Raw genomic sequence first — 18,699 nt, forward strand, 5'->3', positions numbered from 1 at the left:
AAGCCTTTCCGCCCGCCGTCCCTGTGGTGCGGACTTCTGTCGGCTGCGATGTCGGCTGCGCCCGCGGACGCTCCAGCGACACGCTGACCTGGGGTCTTGACTTGATGATGCAACAGATGAATCATTGATTCATCTGTTGATACCAGATGGCGGGAGTTTCGGGTGGCAGTCGACGACGTCGGACGTGCATATCTCGTTGACGCGGTCAGGCCCCTGCACCCTGAAGAACAGACAGTCGCCGAAATGCTCCAAGGCTGGCGCAACCAGCAGCTCAGCCGCAATCTGCAGTTCGAGACTATCGACGCCCGTATCAAGCAGGTGCAGCGCTTCATCGAGCACTCGAATGAGTTCCCATGGACCTGGACCGTCGCCATGGTCGACGAGTTCTTCGGCGATCTTCGCAGTATCCACAAACTCGCCCCGTCGTCGATCCGTTCGTATCAGGTCGGCCTGCGGCAGTTCTGCTCCTATGTCAGCAATCCGGACTACGGCTGGGACCGCGTCTGCGAAGCACTGTTCGGGACCCACCCATCCCAGGTCTTCTTCGACTGGAACACCGCTCGACACGTCCAGGAGAACGAAGCTCAACCCGAGAAGCGCGCATTCACCAAGCGCGAACTTCAAGACTTCTTCGATCATGCCGATGAGCAGGTATCTGCCGTCGTAGCTTCGGGCAGAAAGGGTTGGCTGTCCGCCTACCGCGACGCCGTGATGTTCAAGATCGCCTACTCGTATGGATTGCGGTTCAACGAACTGGCCCACCTGCAGACGGTCGACTTCGTAAGGAACCCCCAAGCTAAAGAGTTCGGTAAGTTTGGGCTCGTCCATGTGCGATACGGCAAAGCGAAGAAGGGCTCCCCACCGAAGCGGCGCAGCGTCTTGACCGTTTTCGACTGGACGCCCGAAGTACTGGTCGACTGGCTGGAGAATGGTCAGCACCACATGGACGACGGGATCGACCTGTTCCCCAGTGAACGCGGCAACCTCGTTTCGGAAACCACACTCATCAGGCAGTTCCGCCGCTACTGCGACGATCTCGACCTCTCGCCCGGCCTCGATCTCCACTCGTTCCGACGGTCCTATGCGACGCACTTGCTCGAAGCCGGCTGGGATGCGATGTTCGTTCAGCACCAAATGGGCCATGAGCACGCGTCGACCACAGCGATCTATAGCTGTGTAAGCAGCGACTACCGCACCCGGACGCTGCGAAATGCGCTCGACGCCACCATCGCTGCCGCGCTGTCTCCGACGCTGAACGGTGGCACCGGATGAAACGCGATGTCGATTACCAATGGCGCCTCGCCGAGCTCATGGCGGGTAACCAGATGCACAACAGCACCGATCTCATCCCACGGCTGAATGAACGCGGCATCACGCTGTCACGGCCCCAGGTCTACCGGCTCGTCCACCAACGACCCGAACGAGTTTCTCTGAAGCTCATCGCCGCGCTCTGCGACATCTTCGGCTGCGGCCCAGACGATCTCGTCACGGTTACCGCTGCGGACGCCCGAAAGAAGGCCGCTAGCGCCGGCCGAGAGAACGTCGTCGAACTGAATAAGGCCATCCGCCCCAAACGTGCTCGGATCCTTAGCGATGACGATTGAACCGCAGCGTCGGAACACCGTCCGCGGCCGACCAAAAGTCACCGACGGATCAATGGATTGCGCTCGATGCCACCGCGAGATGCGGCGCACGACAGCAACATGGCCAGACGGCCGCATCTGCAATTCCTGCTATTACGAAGCAACCAGCCTCTACGGCGACTGCCCCAGCTGCGGATTTCACCGCCTCCTGCCCGGCCGACTGGACATCGGCGAGCAACCGGTGTGTCGAGACTGCGCGCGTATTCGCCAGAGCTTCTACTGCACATCATGCAACGAGGAGCGCCGACCCTACCGCGGCAACGTATGCGCGCGGTGCAGCCTCCGTGGTGATCTTGAGAGAACATTCGTGCACTCCAACTCCCCCGCGGGCTTCTCTCAACTCATCGACGCCCTATGCGCAGCTGATCGCGCCGAGAGCATCATCACGTGGAAACGGTCGGACAAGGTTCAAGAACTCCTACGCTCCCTCGGAGATGGCGCCACTCCCGTCACCCACGACGGCCTGGACCAGTACGCGCCCGCGGGCCGGCACGTCGACCATCTCCGGGCAATCCTGCAGCACCACGAAGTATTGCCGACCCGCGACAAGTACCTCGCCTACTTCGAGCGGTGGATCGAAGACAGGCTGCGCCCGATCTCAGATCCCCAAATTTCCACGCCAATAAGGCAATTCGCTACCTGGCACCACCTCAAGCGAATCAACGAGTTAGCACTCGCCGGGAGGCCGACGCGCGGGCCCGTTCACGCTTCGAAGCAGGACATCACCGAGGCGCTGAAGTTCCTTGAGTGGCTTCGAAGCGAACATGGACGAATGATCGCCGACTGCACACAGCAAGATGTCGACCTCTGGGTCACCACAGGTCCTACCACGCGGCACCTTGTCCGGACGTTCATCATCTGGTGCAAGAAGATGCGGGTCAACCGATCAATTACGCTAGGACATCGGCAGGCCAAGACAGCCCGCGTTCTCACACAAGACCAGCGACTCGAGTGGATTCGAGAGCTCCTGTCCGGCGACAGCGAATCGCTCCCCTACCGCGTAGCAGGAACCCTGCTTCTGCTCTACGCACAGCCCCTCGTGAAAGTCGCATCAATACCGATGAGCAAGGTGCTTGTCACACCCGACGGACTGTCCTTAGAACTCGGAGTTACTCCGTCGCCCGTTCCCGAGCCATTCGCTGAATTGCTCAAGAGCCACATCACCGACAGGCCAAACCTTCGCACAGCAGGAGCAGATAATCTCTGGCTGTTTCCGGGGTATCGACCTGGCGAGCATTTGCACCCCAACACACTGATGGATCGTCTTCGGTGGCTCGGCATTGACTTGTTAGGGGCTCGCAACGCAGCCTTGCGAGAACTGGTCACGCAGGTCCCGCCGCCGGTCGTAGCCGAAATGCTCGGATATAGCGATCAAGTCGTGCACAGGCATGCGAGTCTGATCGCCCAACCCTGGGGTCGATATACGCACCCAGCCGACTCGCCCCAAGGGGGTCTCAAATGACAACCTATCTCGAGATGTTGGAAGTGTAAGTGTTTATCGAACAACTGCAGGTCGAGTCAGAAGGCTCTCCAGCTCGGAAACTCGGCCATGCGTGATCTTGGGCTTGATCCCGAGTCTTTTATCGGCGTGGTTACGAGTTCTCAACAGTCCGACTATTTAGTGGTCAGGATGTCGGCTGGATTCGCCGCGAAGCTTAGCCCCGATCTGGGCATCGCCTTCCGGCGGTGTTATGTCACAGACGGTGCGATCGACCAGCGGGTGACGGAGACGGGGGCAACGAGACGCGAGATCGTCGAAGTAAAGCTCCCTGATCGCGGCTCGGTCATGGCCGGAGATTTCGGGGAAATCCTCACGTCGTTGGTGCAGGCCGTCGAAGACCATCAAAGTGAGTTACTTGACCCAAGGAAGTGGCGGCTCAAGAACGATCGCACCAAGGCAGCGCCTCGATCTGACGTGGTGCAGTTCGTCTTGCCCGAGTGGCCCGAGGCGTCCGCCAATGATCGCCTGATCTGTTCGGAGGTGAAGACCAAATCAACCAAGGGCGAGCATTCTCCGATCCTGCAGGCTATAACCGATTCCGAGAAAGACAGTGACGGCAGGTTGATCAAGACGCTGGTCTGGCTACGCGAACGAGCATTAGACACAGGTCTAGAGACGGTCTCTGTTGGCCAGCTGGACCGGTTCATCAAAGCGGTGGACTACCCGGCAGCGACCCATGAATTTCGGGCGGTCGCAGTAGTCTGCGCGGACCTAATCGAGTCTGAACTCAAAGACATCGAACTGCCCGACTTGGAAGGCCGGGCATTGATGGTGCTCGTAGTTCCCGATCTGAAAGACACCTACGAGTCTGTGTACGACTCGATTCTAGAGACTGTGGCAGACGGCTCGAGCACGCCATGAGAGACATACTCCGGCGGTGGATAGCTGATTCTGACACTCGTCTGGCCATCGACGACTTCCGACTTCGACTGCAGCTGAGCGAGATTGCCTATCTTGACGGCCGTACAAGCGATCTGTACTACGCCCTAGTCGGTGAGCTCTTCGACACTCTGCGAGCAGATGTCGCGGACCGCGACTCGTGGGCGGCGTTGGGGAGAGCTTTATCGTCGATCAGCCGCGATCTGCAACGTGAAGCGAAACGCGATGCGCTATTTTTCGGCGCCGTCGCCTTCTACTGTGGAGGTTTCCCCGCGTCGGCGACGCTAACGATGCGCCAGACCCAGCCCGCCGACTGGAACGATGACGTTCACTTAACCTGCTTTGAGCTGCTCACGCGCCGTCGTCGTCCCGCCTCGGCAAGGATCGAGGATCTGTTATCCAGTGTCCGCGCCGGCTCAATCGACGCCATTACAGAGCTAGTCGCCCAGGCTGACCAAGAAGCCCTATCCGCATTGCAGGAGGGCCCCGACGAGTGGGTTCCACACCGTCTACAGGCCGCACTACTCCGCGCATTCCAGACATCGAATCTTCGGGCAGTGTTGCCGGATGGCGCGAATTCTCAATGGAATTCACTTGTGACCTCATTCCTAGATCGAGCACAACCGGTATGGGACTTCTTTCCATCCCAGATCGAAGCCATAGAGGCAGGGCTACTCACAAGTCCAGACACCTTCACCATCCAGATGCCAACCGGAGCCGGCAAAACCGCGCTCGCGGAGACCCTCCTCTTCAGCCACCTATCCAGCAACCCGGCGTCCAAAGCCGTCTTACTCGTTCCCTATCGCGCACTTGCGCGCGAATTGCGTCATTCAGTTGGACGGCATCTAACCCAGATGGGCATGCAGACCCGGACCGTCTACGGAGGTACGGTCCCGAGTCCGGAGGAAGGCGAAGACCTTGACTCCGTTCGCGCCATCATCGCAACACCGGAAGCGCTAGTCGGTTTGCTTGGCGCACATCCCGAGATCGCCTCCGAAATATCGCTCGTAGTGTGCGACGAGGGGCACCTCCTCGCCGACGACTCGCGCGGCGTAAGTCTCGAACTCCTGTTAGCGAGGCTGCGCGCCCGAGAATCTGCACCTCGAATCGTGTTTGTGTCAGCCATCGTTCCCAACGTTGAGGAAATCAACGCCTGGCTCGGCGGCAACGACGACACCGTGGTGCGCAGTACGTACAGGCCCGCGATCGCCGAGTACGCCGTGCTGCGGCCAACCGGCAAGGGAAAAGGCCGGACCGTAGGTCTCGAGTTCCAGGAACCTACGACTTCAGTTCCGGCACACACGCTTCCAGGTTTCCTAGCCGCGACGGATTTTGAGTTCATAAACCCGTCCACACGCCGAACCAATACCTACGACTACAGCTCAAAGAAGACACAAGCGATCGCTACGGCGCGCAAAGCACTCGCTATGGGTACAGTGGCTGTCTTCGCAGCGACCAAGACCGGCAAACAAGGCGTCATCGGGCTTGCAGAAGAACTTCTGAAGCAGATCGCCAGCCAAGTGCCGCTCCCGAATCCCCTTGAAGCCATTGAGGATTCCGAAAACCTCGCCGACGCAGTCGAGTACTTCGCTCAGGAATTCGGCTCAGACTGGACAGGAACTCGAGCCCTTCAGGCCGGGGTCGTCGTCCACCACGGGGACCTCCCCCAAGAGACCCGAGAGGTGCTTGAAGAGCTGCTGGCGGAAGGGTATTCCGCAATGGTGCTCTGCACCAGCACCCTGGCGGAAGGCGTCAATCTTCCCATCCGCACCCTAGTCCTCTATTCAGTAACCCGCGGATCCGCGTCCGGAGAATCTACTCCGATGCTCGCGCGCGACATCAAAAACCTCGTGGGCCGCGCAGGACGTGCCGGAAGCTCAACAAGAGGCCTGGTCATTTGCGCTAACGATGGCCAATGGATACACATCCAACCTGTAGCACGGAACGCGCCGGGCGAGCCGGTCGCCGGAGCCCTCATCGAGCTGCTACGGCAGTTGCAGTCCGCGCTAGCCAGACAGGCCGGTGACTTGAATAATGAAGCGTTAGAAGGAACTCCCGAACTGCTCTCTGGTTGACGGAATCGACTCCGCACTAATCGAGCTAATCCACGAAGAAATCGGCGACGAAGAGTTCGCCGCCATCGCCACAACACTTGCGGCACAAACCTTCGCCGCACAACAGGCAGACCCGCTGCAGAGGGACCTGCTCAGACGTGTGTTCCAGGCGCGGGCATCCCGACTATTGGGAATGCGAGCCTCGGGGCGACTCGCGTGGATCCAGGAGACCGGGGCGAGACCGCGTTTGGTCGATTCAGTCATCGCAGATCTGTATCCGAGGTACGCGGGCTGGCTGACGGTCGGTTCGCCGCTGGATGACGGGCTGCTTGATGCGACGCTGAACTGGGCCTTTGAGCAAACAGGTTTTGAAGACATCGTCACTTCCGCGTTTGGCCAGGCAGACATTGCCGAACCCCATGACGTTCTTCGGTCCATTATCGCCGCGTGGCTGGAAGGTCGCCGCTATGTTGAGATTGCCGAGAGCTCTGCGCTCACGGTGGACCAACTACTGCGTATCCACACCCGAGTTGTGTTGTTTGACTTCGTCACATTAGTCGAACAAGCGCTCGCAGTCCTTCAGTATCACCTCGCCCAGCAGGGTGAGGTGATGTCGCCGACAGCTGCAGCGTTCGCTGATCATCTTCGGTATGGGGTGCCCACCCAAACTGCGCGAGATCTGATGGCGAGAGGATTGCGCCATCGCGTAGCGGCTGTCGCGTTAGGAGCAGAGTCCGCGTTCACGTCCAACGCCAACATCTTCGTCACGCCTGAATCGATCGCGCGAGAACTTCTTCAAGACACCGATTTGTGGTCGTCACGTCTCGGGACACTTGTTTACCAAAGAACCGTCTATGACGTGCGAACAGACCGGCCGGCGACCTAAGGTTTCACCATGTCGGCCTAGACTCCGCCGTCGAAGTCACACGTCAGGGGTCGTGACGCACGTCGGACGCGGCGTGCACAACAGGGGCGTCTATCGAAAATCGGCCCCTGACGCAGGCGGGCCGGGGATGCCTGTCCACTTCCCGGACCCGCCCTCCCGGGATTACACCCCGTACGATGTCAAGTTCTAGACTGCGCGTAGTCGACGATTCCAATCCACAAGCGAGGCAAGGTGCTTGGCATTCACGCCGAGCTTCTTCGCGACGGCGGCGACACCGCCGTTCACATCGACCAGGCGGCCGAACAGGCTGCCCGCAACCGGTTCGATCTCTCCGGGCTCGCGCTTGCGCCACTTCGACATCTGGATCTGCAGCGCTCGGTACCGTGAGTCGTCGATGTAGTCCAGTTCGTGAGCGCGATAGATGATCGCGGCAGCGGACATGCCCCACGACCCCTTTAGGCTGATGAAGTGCCTTAATGTGGGCTTGTCAACCATGGCTGCGTCGAAGTCGTCGCGCGGGAACAGCAGGGTACCCGCGAATCGGTTGGCTTCGCTCTCTGTGGTGTCGTGGCGCCGGCTGTGGAACATCAGGTGTCCGCACTCGTGGCCTACAGTGATCCTGAATCGGTCGCCGGTGACGAACGGGTCCGTGCCAATGACCGGGATACCGTTCACCCATGACGACAGTCCGTCGAGGCCGGGGAGATGGGGTATCGGCACTAGACAGACGCCCGCGCGCTCGACGGCCGCGGTGAGGTTACGTATGGGACCGTTATCCTCTTGGCCGAGCAAGGCGCGGAATTCGCCGCTCAATTCATCGATTTCGTTGAGGTCCGACGTGCTGGGGACGCGCTGTAGCAGCACGCGGGGGGCGTTCGGCGTGACATCGAGCAGTTCTCCAAACACTTCACCGGCGAGACGGAGAAGCTCTTTGGCGCGTTTCTTCGCGGCGACGGCGGTGGAGGCGCGGGCGCGGTGGATGGGCTCCGACATGTCTGGCAGGGTGAGGCGGCGTGGGTCGTATCCGATAGCGGTCAGATCGCCGTTGAATGGGCGTCGCCCGCTTTCAATCGCCGAGACCATCGGCACCGACAGGCCGACCAGGCCGGCCAGGTCGGCTTGGTTGAGCCCCTCAATGTCTCGAAATGCTCGCAGCCGGTTCACTGCGGTTCGCCACCCGCTTCGATATCGGGGTTGCCCAGGTCGTCGAACGCGTCGATCTGACCTTGGTCGAACTTTCTGGAGGCGGCCGGGAGATCTTCGAATCGCCAAAGCTGATCGCATGCATTTCGCCGCTGGGGATGAGGCGCTTCGACTTGTTGGTGTGGGTCGTGGCGGACTGCCACAGCGACAGTCCTGGCTTGTCGAACCGGTAGATCAACAGACCGACGTCGACCTTTGGCTTGATGTCGAACAGAGTCCATTCGGTGTGCGACTTCTCGATCGACACGGCCGACATACTGCGCAGCAAGAAGGTCTTCTTGATTTCGTTGTCGGTCACCTGGACCCGCCCAAACTCGACGTACTCCTTGTGGAGTTCGTAGCGCTCGGAGTCGCCGATCTGGGCCTGCACCACAGACCGTAGATGGTGTGCCTTGGCGAGCATCGTGGGCGGAATGTCCCACTCGGACTTGAACTTCCGGCTGTAATCGGCGGTAGCGAGGTACCCCGACATCATGATGTGGGCGAATTCATCGAGGTCAGAAGCCTGCATGGCCGAAATGCTACATTCGATGTAGAAATTTTACAAGGAATGTAGCAATCCGGACTCCCTCGGCGTGTCGCCATCCGGTCCGAATTTCGGAGTCTAGGGGCGGAGTCGATAACCTGCGGTCAGCTCCGGACGTTCGGACAAGAGTGTCTCAAGACGGCTGTCGGGCCAGAGTTCGATGAAGGGCATCTTGCCGTCGCGATTGTGCTTCTCAGCGACCGCCACAGCGTCAGTGGTGAATCGTCCGCTCGTGGCAAGGATTAGCGCTCTGATCGCAGGAGGTTCCCATAGAGAGAGGGTGCTCAATGTGTTTGTGATATCGGTCGGGCTGACCGACTTGGTGCTCCAGTGCTTTGCCTGGACGATGACTCGTTCAATTCGGGTCGTTCCGCCGTCATCCTTTATCACACGTTCTGCAGACAGGTCACGTCCTCGGTCCGGCGCACGCGTTTTCATCAGCCATTCAACATTCTGATAGTTCGGAAACGAGCGCAACAAGTCGTACAGGAGGCGCTCGAATCCGTCGTCATCAAGAGAATCCCACGTCAATCCAACACTCACTCCGCCGGCGGGCCTCGAGGACGCCGCTTCGCCTAGATCTACGTCGGGGACGGGCAGCGGGTCTGATTCCGACAAGTGGGCCGCTTCAATGTCTGCGCGAACGGACGGCCAGTCCATTTCGAGGATGTCGTGCCAGTCGTGGCCCTCGCCGAAGTGAATGTGCCGGTGAAGGTCGTTCCAACGTCCTTTGCGCTCGGTTGTGTCCCCAAGGAGTCGCTCGATCTCGCTGATAGAGTCCGTGATCGCCGGGATTCTGGGGTCGTTGAGTCGTCCCGTCGAATCGTGCGGTATCGATTCGGCGATCCGCGGGAGCGTCTCATTGATGGTTGATGTCAAGTCCATCAGGCGTTCATGTACGGCTTTGCGTCTTGATTGAGCCAACCGGAACCGATACTCGTCGAGTTGATTACCCGGTTCTTCCAGCCGGTTCAAGAGTGCGAAGGGGGACTCCCCAATATCGGCGTAGTCAATGAAGTCCTGGCCAACAGAATCCACGTCGGGAAGCTCTACGCTGACCGTCCAGCCGTGGATCGGCGGCAATCCCGTGCGGAGCGCAGTCCAGGTCCTCCGCAGATCCTCGTATTCCCGGCTCGACCCTCGACTCGGGCCTGAGGGGATCATTGGCTGGGCTCTCTTCCAGACCTGATCGAGTTTGACGAGATTCGCTGCGGCGCGGTCCATCACCTGCAGTAGCTCGTCAAGCGTCACACCTTTGATCGTGTCATCCTCACGGTTTCTGGAAACGTCCGGCCTTCTGGTCGCGACGGGTCCTGGTTACGCTGATCGCGCGAAATCGGAGGTCAGGAGCTACGCGGGCAGTTTTCCTAGATGCCCACGGCGCGTCTACCAGTACTGAGACGGACCGATTATGCAGGAATCGAATATCCAGGGTCACAGTAAACTACTGCGTATTGCTCTGCAGGACAACATATTTCGGCCGATCCCCTATAGGCTGGTGGCTCCTCGCGAACGGGTGGCGTGACGTATGAGTGCCCTCGGTGAGAGCGGTGATTAGCCTAAAATACAGGCGACATATAGTCGCGTCGATCACATGTTCGGGCTTGCGGATCGGCGTTGCTAGTTGCGACGACCGGATTGGCGTGCACCCGTTGGCTCAACCAGGGACCCCAGAGGTCGAACTGCGCCTAGAGCAGCGGCAAGCTCTGGCCGCATCCTGGATGCGACGTCTGCTGGGCGAGGCTGGCTTCGACGTATCACAGGCGAGTATGTCGCCCGAGCACCCGTTCATAATCGGTCCGCAAAACGGTCTGCATGTCACGGTTGCGCCAGTGGATTCGCCGCCGTGGATCGACGCGAAGTCGAGCGATCAAGAATGTCAGGCCGAGGTTGACGCAATAGTCGAGCGGAGCGCCGAGTTGTCCTTCGGCGCCCTGACGGACGAGGACGACTTCGGCGGTGTCATCTGGTATACGTGCACGCTTGCTGATGAAGAACCGAACCTGGCAGAAGCAATGTTCTTCTCCCGAATGCAGCAGATGCTGTACACGCCAGCTCGGGTCGTTGGCTGGCTACGTCTAGGCGCCGGCGTACTGCTCAATTTCCGCGAGGATGACTCAAACCTTCCTGAAGGCGCGCCGGCGGGCGGGACCGTGTTATTCCACCCGAGGGTGTTCATCGATGTCTACATTGCGGTGCCCGGACCAGCTGACGGACCCCTGACCGCGCCTATTGCACGCCAATTCGCCGAGGTGGTCGCCGCGATCTGCACATTTGCACTCGGCCGACCAATTAATCTGCCGCCAATGATAATGCCGCTCCTCGAGATTCACGGTGTGACTGTCGACGAGCTGGACGGACGCCGGAAAGACACCCAGCTCCTGACCTTGGCCCGGCAAGGCATCGCGCTCGACGCGATCTTCGACCTCCCAGTCGCAGACAAGGACAGCTGGCTGCGTATTCGTGGCGCGTTACTTAGCTATGACGCGGCGCTGCGTCAGCAACGCGAGCAAGTCGCCATCATTCTGTTCGTCGCCGCCGCCGAGTGCCTCACGAATCCCTTTCAGCCCTGGAAGAAGGATCGCCTCACGACGAGATTCGTCAAATTCTTCGGTGAGCTGATGCCGGACCATCTCGACCAGATGGTCCAACATGGCAATTTCGAGCAGGCCTTTGGTGTCACTCGCGGGTCGAAGTCGGCGAAGACGTTGCGGCGCATCCTCCTGGAGCGGGTGTACGACTTTCGATCTGAACCCGTCCACGAAGGTCTTGCGATGGCATACGAGGGCTTCGCACACTCGGCCGTGACGGGCCAGCGGCGGATGCTGGCGGCGTGGTTCGCGGAGTATGCGATTCTCTACTACCTCGAGGCGCCTCGGACGAGTCTGATAGGCCACCCTGTCACCGCGCCGAACCCGCCCACCGACTAAAGGGCGGTGTCGGCGCCGGGGGGACCTTCTAGCTGATGGGCTCCAGGGGCGATAACAAACGCGGCAAGAAGCGAAGCACGTAACTCTAGGAGTCGCATCGGCGGCGCACGGCGGACGGTTTACCCCCACGCGCGCTCCCCCGGCCCAGGTTCTCGAGGAATATGCATGAATCGAATATGCAGAGTTACCAGTAAACCACTGCATATTGCACCGCGGCCCAACGGTTCTCGCCTATCGTGCAAGGCCGAGGAATGCCATCATCGCTCGTTCGACCTCGACGACTTGCTCCGCTGTCAGCCGACCGACTCGGGCGTGGACGTTTGACCTTTTGATGGTTGTGAGCTTGTCGATCATCACGTCACTGTCGTGATCAAGTCCGGATAACCGGCCGTGTCCGCCGGCTATCCGGATGCGCATCAACGGCGCATCCAACAGCGTCCTGGACATGGGAGCAACAGTTACGGAACTCGTGGCATCAAAGAGGTCATCCTGAACAATCACCGCGGGACGCGGTTTGGTCGCGTAGACGCCCCCTGCTACGGTCCAGATCTCCCCTCTATTCACTCCTCGTCCCATGGCGTCGAGATGGCCTCAATGAAGTCCTGGTCATCGGTGCTTTCGTCCGCTCGTGCGACCAACGAAGCCTGACGATGTGCCTCGGCGGCAAAACTCTCAGTGCGCACGTCAGGCACCCAGACCTGCAGCGGCCGCAGGCCCCGCTCCCGCATCCGCCGTCGGTACTCGCCGACTCTTTCCCTCACCGCCATGCCGATATGTTACATGTAACGCCGAAGCTAGGCAGCCGGATAGTCAGATGGCGGGGACGGCAAACAAACATCCAAGCCACGGCGTCGCTCGACGGTTCGCCTGAGCTGCCTGCCAGCGCAAAATCATGGAGGCGCAAAGGCCCGGACACCAGCGGTTTTCGGAGGATTTGGTCTGGGCAGGACTCCTTGATAATGTATGACACAGCATATATGCTGTATCATACACATACCAGAAGTGTCCGACCGGCAAGCAAGGAAGCGACTATGACCACCACTGAACCCACCATCGTGACCATCCCGTGCTTCTCGGGAGCGCCGTGGGACGATCGCCAACTCAGCCCGTTCGCCGGCCACGAGGTCCTGACCATGCGGCTGCCCGAAGGGATCAACGATGTTGAGGCCTACGCTGACTTCGTCGCCGCGCAGGTGGGCGACCTCGATTCCTATGTGCTGGTGGGAGATTCCTTCGGCGCGGTGATCGCCCTGACCCTGGCCACCCGCCGGCCTATGGGGCTGGCCGCGTTGGTGTTGTCCGGCGGCTTTGCGGCCAATCCGCTGCCCCGGTGGAAGGGAGTCGCCTCCCGGGCCTCGCGCTTTGCGGGGGGCCCGCTCTACCGGCAGGGCACGCTGCGGTTCCATGCCTTCCAATTGGCCTCGAAGTTCGATGCATCTGCCGAAATCCCCCACACACAGAACGACTATCGGCAGCTGTTCATCGAAAACACCCCGCGACGCAGCTACACCGCGCGCGTCACCTCCGTGATCGACTTCGACGTCCGCGATCGACTGGACCGGGTCAACGTCCCGACGCTGCTCGTGACACCAGAAGACGACAAGCTCGTGGGCGAAGACGCCGCCAAAGACATGCTCGCCGGCATTCCCCGAGCCCGTGAGGTGATACTGCCGAACACGGGTCACATGTTCCGTTTCACCCACCCCGATCTATACGGGCACACCATCGCCGAATTCATCGATGACGCGATCGCGGCCCACGGCCACGCCGCCGAGCCGTCACTGTGACGGCGGTCGATAAGCTGCGCGGGTGAGACCTGGCGAGCACCTGCGGTATCTAGTCCTCGCCGCCCAGCGGGAGGGCAATCGAATGTTCGCTGCGGCGCTCAAGCCGCTCGGGCTCACCCCGGCGTGGGCCGAAACGATCAGCGTGCTCGACGAACGCGAACCGTTGACCATCCGGGAGCTGGGACTGCTATTGGTGTGCGAAGGTGAGCATCCCAGCCGCCTGGTGAACCGGATGGTGTCGGCCGCTCTGCTCACCACAGAGCCGTCACCCGATGATGATCGGGCCCGCTGGATAAAACTCACCCCCGCCGCTCGAGCCCTGCTTCCCAGGGTCCGCGAGATCGAAGACCAACTGCACACCGCAATCGAGACGACGGTCAACTCGACTGACCTTGAGGCGTGCCGAGCTGTCCTGGGGAACTTCGTCGACGGGCTGCCCGCCGGAGAGGCACTCCAGCGACGCGTCTCTCGCTAGCTCAGCCTCGGCCAAACAATCGATTCCCGCGCCTCGAAGTCGGGTAGTGCCGCCCCAGCGGGCTGTCCATGTGTACCCCAACGAAGAAAACCCCACGATTGTGGCGTCCGGGCCGAATTGGCCACGTTGATCGCAGCCGGGAAGCCATCCGTCGTAGTGAACACAATCTGCCCGTTCGGCGAGACAAGCGCACCGCCCGCCCGGGCGGTCGCGGCAGCCGGGAGCCACTATGTGGATCTGACCAACGAGCTGCCGCCCGTTCGGGCGGTGCTGAACCTGGATGCCGAGGCGCCACGCGCGCACGTCACGCTGGACACCGGACGGCCCGCGAGGCACTAGCAAACAATCAAGCGACGTACGCGGCCCGCGCATTCCCAACCGAACCGGCCGTAACCATGCCGGAAAACCGATATCTGACCCCTGCACCGCCCACGGTTCCACGGCGATCACATGAGCAGGAATACGGCGGAATCGAATACGGCGGGTTACCAGTAAAGTACGCCGTATTACACTGCAGCCCAACGGTTATCGCTGTCTATTCTAGGTTTAGTTGTCGGGTTTCAGATAATGATGACAACCTGTCCGGGCAGTGAACTTGCTCTATTTTGTTTCGTTCGGGTGACTGGTATGTACCTGCTCCAGGTACACCGTGCGGTCCTCGACGAAGAACCAGATGCGGGCGGTGCCCTTGAGCGTTGGCTTGTGCTGCCAGCGCTCGTGGATCTTGTCCCCGCGGGCGATCGTGCCGAGTTCGCCGCGCAGCGGGTAGTTGGTTGGTGTCTTGGCCAGAGGGGTTCGCGTCAGAAAGTCCCAGGCCTCCGCGAGGGGATTGCGGATAGTTGCGGCGAGGTCCTGCCAGCCCTTGGCTGCGTCGGCGGTAGCGTAGCGAATCTCGAACTCGAGCTTCTTCGGAGGACGAGGGACCAGTTCGCCGCGCTTGGCGGCCACGGCTACGGCCGCTCTACGACGGCGTCGTCATCGTCCAACCACTCCGGCTCGCCCCGGTTGAGTCCGGCGGCGACGGCGGTCGCGGTCTCTTTCCACGAGGTCAGTTCCGTGAGCACCAGATGAGGCTGGTCAGTGGAGAACGACGCCCGTGCGGCGTCGACGAGGTCCTGGGCGCAGGTGGCCCGGTCGTCGGGTGACAGTGCAAGCATCCACGGAAAGGCCCTGGACATCCGCTCGGCGAGCGGACCGTTGTCGTCCACCGCCACGCCGATGAGCTGCGCGGCGAATTGGAGCATGCGGTTGCGGCTTTCCGCCTCGCGCTGCGACATGAGCACGAGCGCCTCGCCGTCGCGCCGAGTCACCGTGACCGGGTGGTCCTCAGCCTCGGCGAACACCTCTGCGGAGTGCTTGCTCAGGTCCGAGGAGCGGCGCGTGGTGGCGCGGAGGGCTGTCGTGGCCATATCGATATGATATTCGGAACGTGTTCGGAAGTCCACTGTGCGGCGGACCACATCAACTCCCCGTTGATCGAGATGCAAGGCCGTCGCTCCGCTAGCAAACAAGCAACTCCCCTGGACCTCAACCTCGCCGGGGCCTATGCGTGCCGCCGTACTGGCGGTCAACTATGTGGTCGCGAACCGTTCCCACATGGCCCCCGACCCACACCGCAACGCAGGAATACGGCGGAATCGAATATGACGGGTTACCAGTAACCACTGCATATTGCATTGCGCTCCAATTATTTTCATCCGATGCGGCGACGGTAGAGCGCTCAGCGATCGAGGACGATACGCAGTGCCGCATCTACGCGGCGCATCTCGTCGAAGCTGAGGAACCCGACGCTCTTACCGAGCCGGCCCGGGTCGACCGCCGCAGCCTGCTCGGCAAGCACCCGGGTGTTCACGCCGCCGATTTCAACCTCGGGACGAAAGCTGGCGGCACGAGCCGACGTTGACGTTGGCGCAACCAGCCAGGTCGACAGCGGCAGTTGGTCTGACTGGACGACGACGGCGTAGCGGGAACCCGATTGCTCGTGACCGCGGCTCCCCCGCGGGGCATGCAACTGAAAGACCTCACCACGCACGCAGCGTCTCCATATCGCGCAGCACCTGCATGGCCTCAGCGCGATCGGACTCGTCTTCAGCAAGCCTTTCCGCCTCGGCGCGAATCGCCGCACTGGCTTTCCGTCGTGCTGCATCGATGAGAGCAGATCGAACGGCTGCGGACACAGCCGTGCCATCTTTGGTCAAGACCTCCAGCGCCTTCGATGTGTCTTCGTCCGGCCGGAAGGTAATCGTGTCAGCCATAGCAATAGTGTACGACGTTTTGTAAGACAGTCGCTGGATGGGCAAAAGTGACGTTTCGTAGAGCAGCTGCAACTCTCCAGGCGCAGGATGAGCAAGCCGGATCCGTCGCGACGCGACGCCTGCTGCGCCGATTAGGCCAAGTACCCCCGCCGAACTGACCAATCTCAATGATGCGCTCAGGCTCTATTTGGCGCTGTAACGGCGGGAATATACAGCAATCGAATACGCAGAGTTACCAGTAACCTACTGCATATCATGTTGTTGCCCAACGCTTTTCATCGCTAGTTGTCAGTTCCCTGCTGGTGGTACGGGTGGGTGACCGATCGGAGTTCCAGTCGCGGGATTCCTGCGAAGTCGGCGGGATTGCATGTGTATAGCGGCACCGCATGTGCGATTGCGCTGGCTGCGATGAGTGCGTCGTATGCTCGCGCAGCCGGCTTGCGCCCCGACGCGCGCAGTGCCGCCGCTACGCTGCCAAATGCTCGGGCGCAGTCTCCATCGAACGGAAGTACGTCAAAGTCCGCCTCGGCCTGCTGGAGGTGTTGTTGGCGGGCACTGCGCTCGGCATCGTCGCGCGTGACGTGCGGACCTACGGAAAGCTCGGCCAGCGTTATCGCGCTAATCACCGATTCGTCGGGAAGCTCGGTCGGGTCGGATATCTGGCCTAGCAGGATCACAGTGGAGGTATCCAGCATCCCCCGGTCCTGGGCTTCCGTCACAGCGACGGGTCGATCAGGTTGTCGATGTCGCGCCGGAGGGCGTCCGGGTTTACCTGTGGAAGATTCTTACGGCGACGAATCAGTTCCGCTGGGCGGGCGCTGGAACGAGGCAGAGGGCGAAGCTCTGCTACCGGCGTGCCGTCCCGGGTAATGACGATGCGCTCACCGCGCTCCACACGGCGCAGAACTTCTCCTCCGCTGTTCCGGAGTTCGCGCACCGTCACTGTATCCATACCCGCCAGTGTATCACCGGTGAGACGGTGGTGCGGAAGGCGCAACCTGCGCTTCCTCGTGCGGGCGAATATGCAGCAATCGAATAGGCAGGGTTACCAGTAACTCCGCCATGTTCATCCAATGAATCACCCCCGGGTAAAATCCCTGCTGAGCATCAATCGCCGTCCTAATTGCCGAACCGGAATCGGTGATCTAGTCGGTTCGCGGGCGGCTTTCGAGGCCCTAAACGGTCGAAACGGTCACCGCTCGATATCCATTTGGAAACGCACCCGCGTTTCGGCTGGCGCAGGTCTATCGGCAACCGCAGTCACCTCGTTAACATCGCGCGATGCACGATATGCCCCCAACGGCAAGCGATGTGCGATTGCGCACGGTTTCCCGGCGCGACGCGCTGCGTTACGCCACTGCGTTGGCCGGTCTGGGTGCCGTATCAGTAGCCTGCGGCACGCATACGGCGGCCGCCGCTTCTCCACCTCAACTGATCGACTTTGCCGCGCATCAGATTCCGGCGCAGCAGATCCGCGCTGCCGGCTATAGCGGGGTGGTCAATTACGTCTCGCTGTCACGCCCTGGCTCGTCTTTTGGCGCCAAGCCGATCACTCGGTCCTACGCCGACTCATTGAAAGCCGCGGGCTTGGTGATCGTCAGTAACTACCAATACGGCAAGCCAGGTGGGTCGGCACCGTCCGACTTCACGCGGGGCTACGCCGGCGGCATCGCGGACGCGCGCACCGCTTGGCAGCTGCACACCGCGGCGGGCGGCGGCGAGGATGCGCCGATTTTCTTCACGATCGACGAAGGCATCAACCGCGACACCTGGAATCGCGTTGCGCTGCAGTGGTTTCGGGGAATCAACTCGGTTCTCGGCGTTCAACGCACCGGAGTCTACGGGGGCATCGATGTGTGCCAGTGGGCCGCGACCGATGGCGTTATCGGGTCTTCGAGCACAGCTGGCCGCCGGTGGGCCTGGCAAACTCGCGCGTGGTCCGGCAATCGGGTCCACCCCGCCGCTGTTCTCTACCAGCGCGTCGTGAGCACCGCGTCCAATCCCGGCCCACGGGTCGGCGGACTCGAAGTCGACGTCAACGATGTCCTGGCCCCCGATTGCGGCCAGTGGAACCTCCATCGGTCGAGTTATCCGAATGGCGATGTGCGATAGGTCCGATCTCGCCATGAGATCCCGTCGAGCCTGGCACAGCGCAATATGCAGGACTTGAATATGCAGAGTTACCAGTACGCTGTATTACACTGCAACCCAACGGTTCTCGTCTATCGTGCAAGGCCGAGGAATGCCATCATCGCTCGTTCGACCTCGACGACTTGCTCCGCTGTCAGCCGACCGACTCGGGCGTGGACGTTTGACCTTTTGATGGTTGTGAGCTTGTCGATCATCACGTCACTGTCGTGATCAAGTCCGGATAACCGGCCGTGTCCGCCGGCTATCCGGATGCGCATCAACGGCGCATCCAACAGCGTGCTGGACATGGGAGCAACAGTTACGGAACTCGTGGCATCAAAGAGGTCATCCTGCAGGAAACATGGCGGACACCAGAGAGTCACCGCCAACAACGATGAGATCGGCCAGACCCGACGTAACTTCGGGCTAG

General features: G+C 60.8%; 22 protein-coding genes. 10 read left to right on the plus strand and 12 right to left on the minus strand.

From position 1 onward, the window contains the following. Positions 1–162 precede the first annotated feature (162 nt). From G6N25_RS20275 to G6N25_RS20300, 6 genes are all read left to right on the plus strand, one after another. A complete protein-coding gene (locus tag G6N25_RS20275) occupies positions 163–1,272 on the plus strand; it encodes a tyrosine-type recombinase/integrase (RefSeq protein ID WP_083072489.1) in 1,110 nt (369 codons plus the stop codon). Further along, entirely contained in the window at positions 1,269–1,604 is a 336-nt protein-coding gene (locus tag G6N25_RS20280; protein ID WP_083072490.1) for a helix-turn-helix domain-containing protein, read from the plus strand. Before G6N25_RS20275 ends, G6N25_RS20280 begins: the two co-directional genes overlap by 4 nt. Next, the gene (locus G6N25_RS20285; protein WP_179961685.1) at positions 1,594–3,105 is read left to right on the plus strand and encodes a recombinase XerD; all 1,512 of its coding nucleotides are present in this window, start codon (positions 1,594–1,596) and stop codon (positions 3,103–3,105) included. Before G6N25_RS20280 ends, G6N25_RS20285 begins: the two co-directional genes overlap by 11 nt. A gap of 87 nt (positions 3,106–3,192) precedes the next feature. Beyond that, the gene (locus G6N25_RS20290) at positions 3,193–4,005 is read left to right on the plus strand and encodes a hypothetical protein (RefSeq protein WP_083072492.1); all 813 of its coding nucleotides are present in this window, start codon (positions 3,193–3,195) and stop codon (positions 4,003–4,005) included. Then, positions 4,002–6,098, plus strand: a complete 2,097-nt coding sequence (locus G6N25_RS20295) for a DEAD/DEAH box helicase (RefSeq protein ID WP_163672507.1) — start codon at positions 4,002–4,004, stop codon at positions 6,096–6,098. Before G6N25_RS20290 ends, G6N25_RS20295 begins: the two co-directional genes overlap by 4 nt. A gap of 226 nt (positions 6,099–6,324) precedes the next feature. Further along, a complete protein-coding gene (locus G6N25_RS20300; protein WP_163672509.1) occupies positions 6,325–6,963 on the plus strand; it encodes a hypothetical protein in 639 nt (212 codons plus the stop codon). A 186-nt stretch (positions 6,964–7,149) separates the two neighbouring features. Here G6N25_RS20300 and G6N25_RS20305 read toward each other — a convergent pair whose 3' ends face one another. The 3 genes from G6N25_RS20305 to G6N25_RS20315 form a co-directional block, all read right to left on the minus strand. Beyond that, positions 7,150–8,127, minus strand: coding sequence for an XRE family transcriptional regulator (locus G6N25_RS20305; protein ID WP_083072494.1), 978 nt, complete (start codon positions 8,125–8,127; stop codon positions 7,150–7,152). Continuing rightward, complete coding sequence (locus G6N25_RS20310) at positions 8,096–8,677, minus strand: hypothetical protein (RefSeq protein ID WP_163672511.1); 582 nt, start codon at positions 8,675–8,677, stop codon at positions 8,096–8,098. Before G6N25_RS20310 ends, G6N25_RS20305 begins: the two co-directional genes overlap by 32 nt. Positions 8,678–8,770: 93 nt before the next feature. After that, positions 8,771–9,943 carry a restriction endonuclease gene (locus G6N25_RS20315; protein ID WP_232065865.1) on the minus strand — a complete coding sequence of 391 codons (1,173 nt, stop codon included), beginning with the start codon at positions 9,941–9,943 and terminating at the stop codon, positions 8,771–8,773. 353 nt (positions 9,944–10,296) lie between these two features. Here G6N25_RS20315 and G6N25_RS20320 point away from each other — a divergent pair, with 353 nt between their 5' ends. Next, positions 10,297–11,622 (plus strand): hypothetical protein, encoded by a 1,326-nt coding sequence (locus G6N25_RS20320; RefSeq protein ID WP_142272473.1) that lies wholly within the window; start codon positions 10,297–10,299, stop codon positions 11,620–11,622. 231 nt (positions 11,623–11,853) lie between these two features. Here G6N25_RS20320 and G6N25_RS20325 read toward each other — a convergent pair whose 3' ends face one another. Both G6N25_RS20325 and G6N25_RS20330 read right to left on the minus strand, forming a co-directional pair. Further along, the gene (locus G6N25_RS20325) at positions 11,854–12,186 is read right to left on the minus strand and encodes a type II toxin-antitoxin system PemK/MazF family toxin (protein WP_083072497.1); all 333 of its coding nucleotides are present in this window, start codon (positions 12,184–12,186) and stop codon (positions 11,854–11,856) included. Beyond that, positions 12,183–12,389 carry an antitoxin MazE family protein gene (locus G6N25_RS20330; protein WP_083072498.1) on the minus strand — a complete coding sequence of 69 codons (207 nt, stop codon included), beginning with the start codon at positions 12,387–12,389 and terminating at the stop codon, positions 12,183–12,185. The genes G6N25_RS20325 and G6N25_RS20330 overlap by 4 nt, the downstream gene beginning before the upstream one ends. Before the next feature lie 264 nt (positions 12,390–12,653). Between G6N25_RS20330 and G6N25_RS20335 the strand changes: the two genes are divergently transcribed. Then, positions 12,654–13,409 (plus strand): alpha/beta fold hydrolase, encoded by a 756-nt coding sequence (locus G6N25_RS20335; protein ID WP_083072499.1) that lies wholly within the window; start codon positions 12,654–12,656, stop codon positions 13,407–13,409. A gap of 22 nt (positions 13,410–13,431) precedes the next feature. Next, positions 13,432–13,884 (plus strand): MarR family winged helix-turn-helix transcriptional regulator, encoded by a 453-nt coding sequence (locus tag G6N25_RS20340; RefSeq protein ID WP_232065867.1) that lies wholly within the window; start codon positions 13,432–13,434, stop codon positions 13,882–13,884. Between the two features lie 600 nt (positions 13,885–14,484). Here the strand turns inward: G6N25_RS20340 and G6N25_RS20350 are convergent. The 6 genes from G6N25_RS20350 to G6N25_RS20375 form a co-directional block, all read right to left on the minus strand. After that, a complete protein-coding gene (locus G6N25_RS20350; RefSeq protein ID WP_083072500.1) occupies positions 14,485–14,832 on the minus strand; it encodes a hypothetical protein in 348 nt (115 codons plus the stop codon). A 2-nt stretch (positions 14,833–14,834) separates the two neighbouring features. Next, positions 14,835–15,293: a prevent-host-death protein gene (locus G6N25_RS20355; RefSeq protein WP_083072501.1), complete on the minus strand. Its 459-nt coding sequence runs from the start codon at positions 15,291–15,293 to the stop codon at positions 14,835–14,837. 311 nt (positions 15,294–15,604) lie between these two features. Further along, positions 15,605–15,916 carry a type II toxin-antitoxin system PemK/MazF family toxin gene (locus G6N25_RS20360; RefSeq protein ID WP_083072502.1) on the minus strand — a complete coding sequence of 104 codons (312 nt, stop codon included), beginning with the start codon at positions 15,914–15,916 and terminating at the stop codon, positions 15,605–15,607. Then, positions 15,906–16,139 (minus strand): hypothetical protein, encoded by a 234-nt coding sequence (locus G6N25_RS20365; RefSeq protein ID WP_071510754.1) that lies wholly within the window; start codon positions 16,137–16,139, stop codon positions 15,906–15,908. The genes G6N25_RS20360 and G6N25_RS20365 overlap by 11 nt, the downstream gene beginning before the upstream one ends. A gap of 281 nt (positions 16,140–16,420) precedes the next feature. Then, the gene (locus G6N25_RS20370) at positions 16,421–16,858 is read right to left on the minus strand and encodes a type II toxin-antitoxin system VapC family toxin (protein ID WP_308204518.1); all 438 of its coding nucleotides are present in this window, start codon (positions 16,856–16,858) and stop codon (positions 16,421–16,423) included. Next, complete coding sequence (locus G6N25_RS20375) at positions 16,855–17,091, minus strand: type II toxin-antitoxin system Phd/YefM family antitoxin (protein ID WP_083072503.1); 237 nt, start codon at positions 17,089–17,091, stop codon at positions 16,855–16,857. The genes G6N25_RS20370 and G6N25_RS20375 overlap by 4 nt, the downstream gene beginning before the upstream one ends. Positions 17,092–17,420: 329 nt before the next feature. On the opposite strand from G6N25_RS20375, the gene G6N25_RS20380 reads away from it, so the two are divergent. Continuing rightward, positions 17,421–18,251, plus strand: a complete 831-nt coding sequence (locus G6N25_RS20380) for a DUF1906 domain-containing protein (RefSeq protein WP_083072504.1) — start codon at positions 17,421–17,423, stop codon at positions 18,249–18,251. 110 nt (positions 18,252–18,361) lie between these two features. Here G6N25_RS20380 and G6N25_RS20385 read toward each other — a convergent pair whose 3' ends face one another. Next, complete coding sequence (locus G6N25_RS20385; protein WP_269473877.1) at positions 18,362–18,652, minus strand: type II toxin-antitoxin system PemK/MazF family toxin; 291 nt, start codon at positions 18,650–18,652, stop codon at positions 18,362–18,364. Positions 18,653–18,699 lie beyond the last annotated feature (47 nt).

This window comes from Mycobacterium heidelbergense (genome assembly GCF_010730745.1).
Lineage (GTDB): Bacteria > Actinomycetota > Actinomycetes > Mycobacteriales > Mycobacteriaceae > Mycobacterium > Mycobacterium heidelbergense.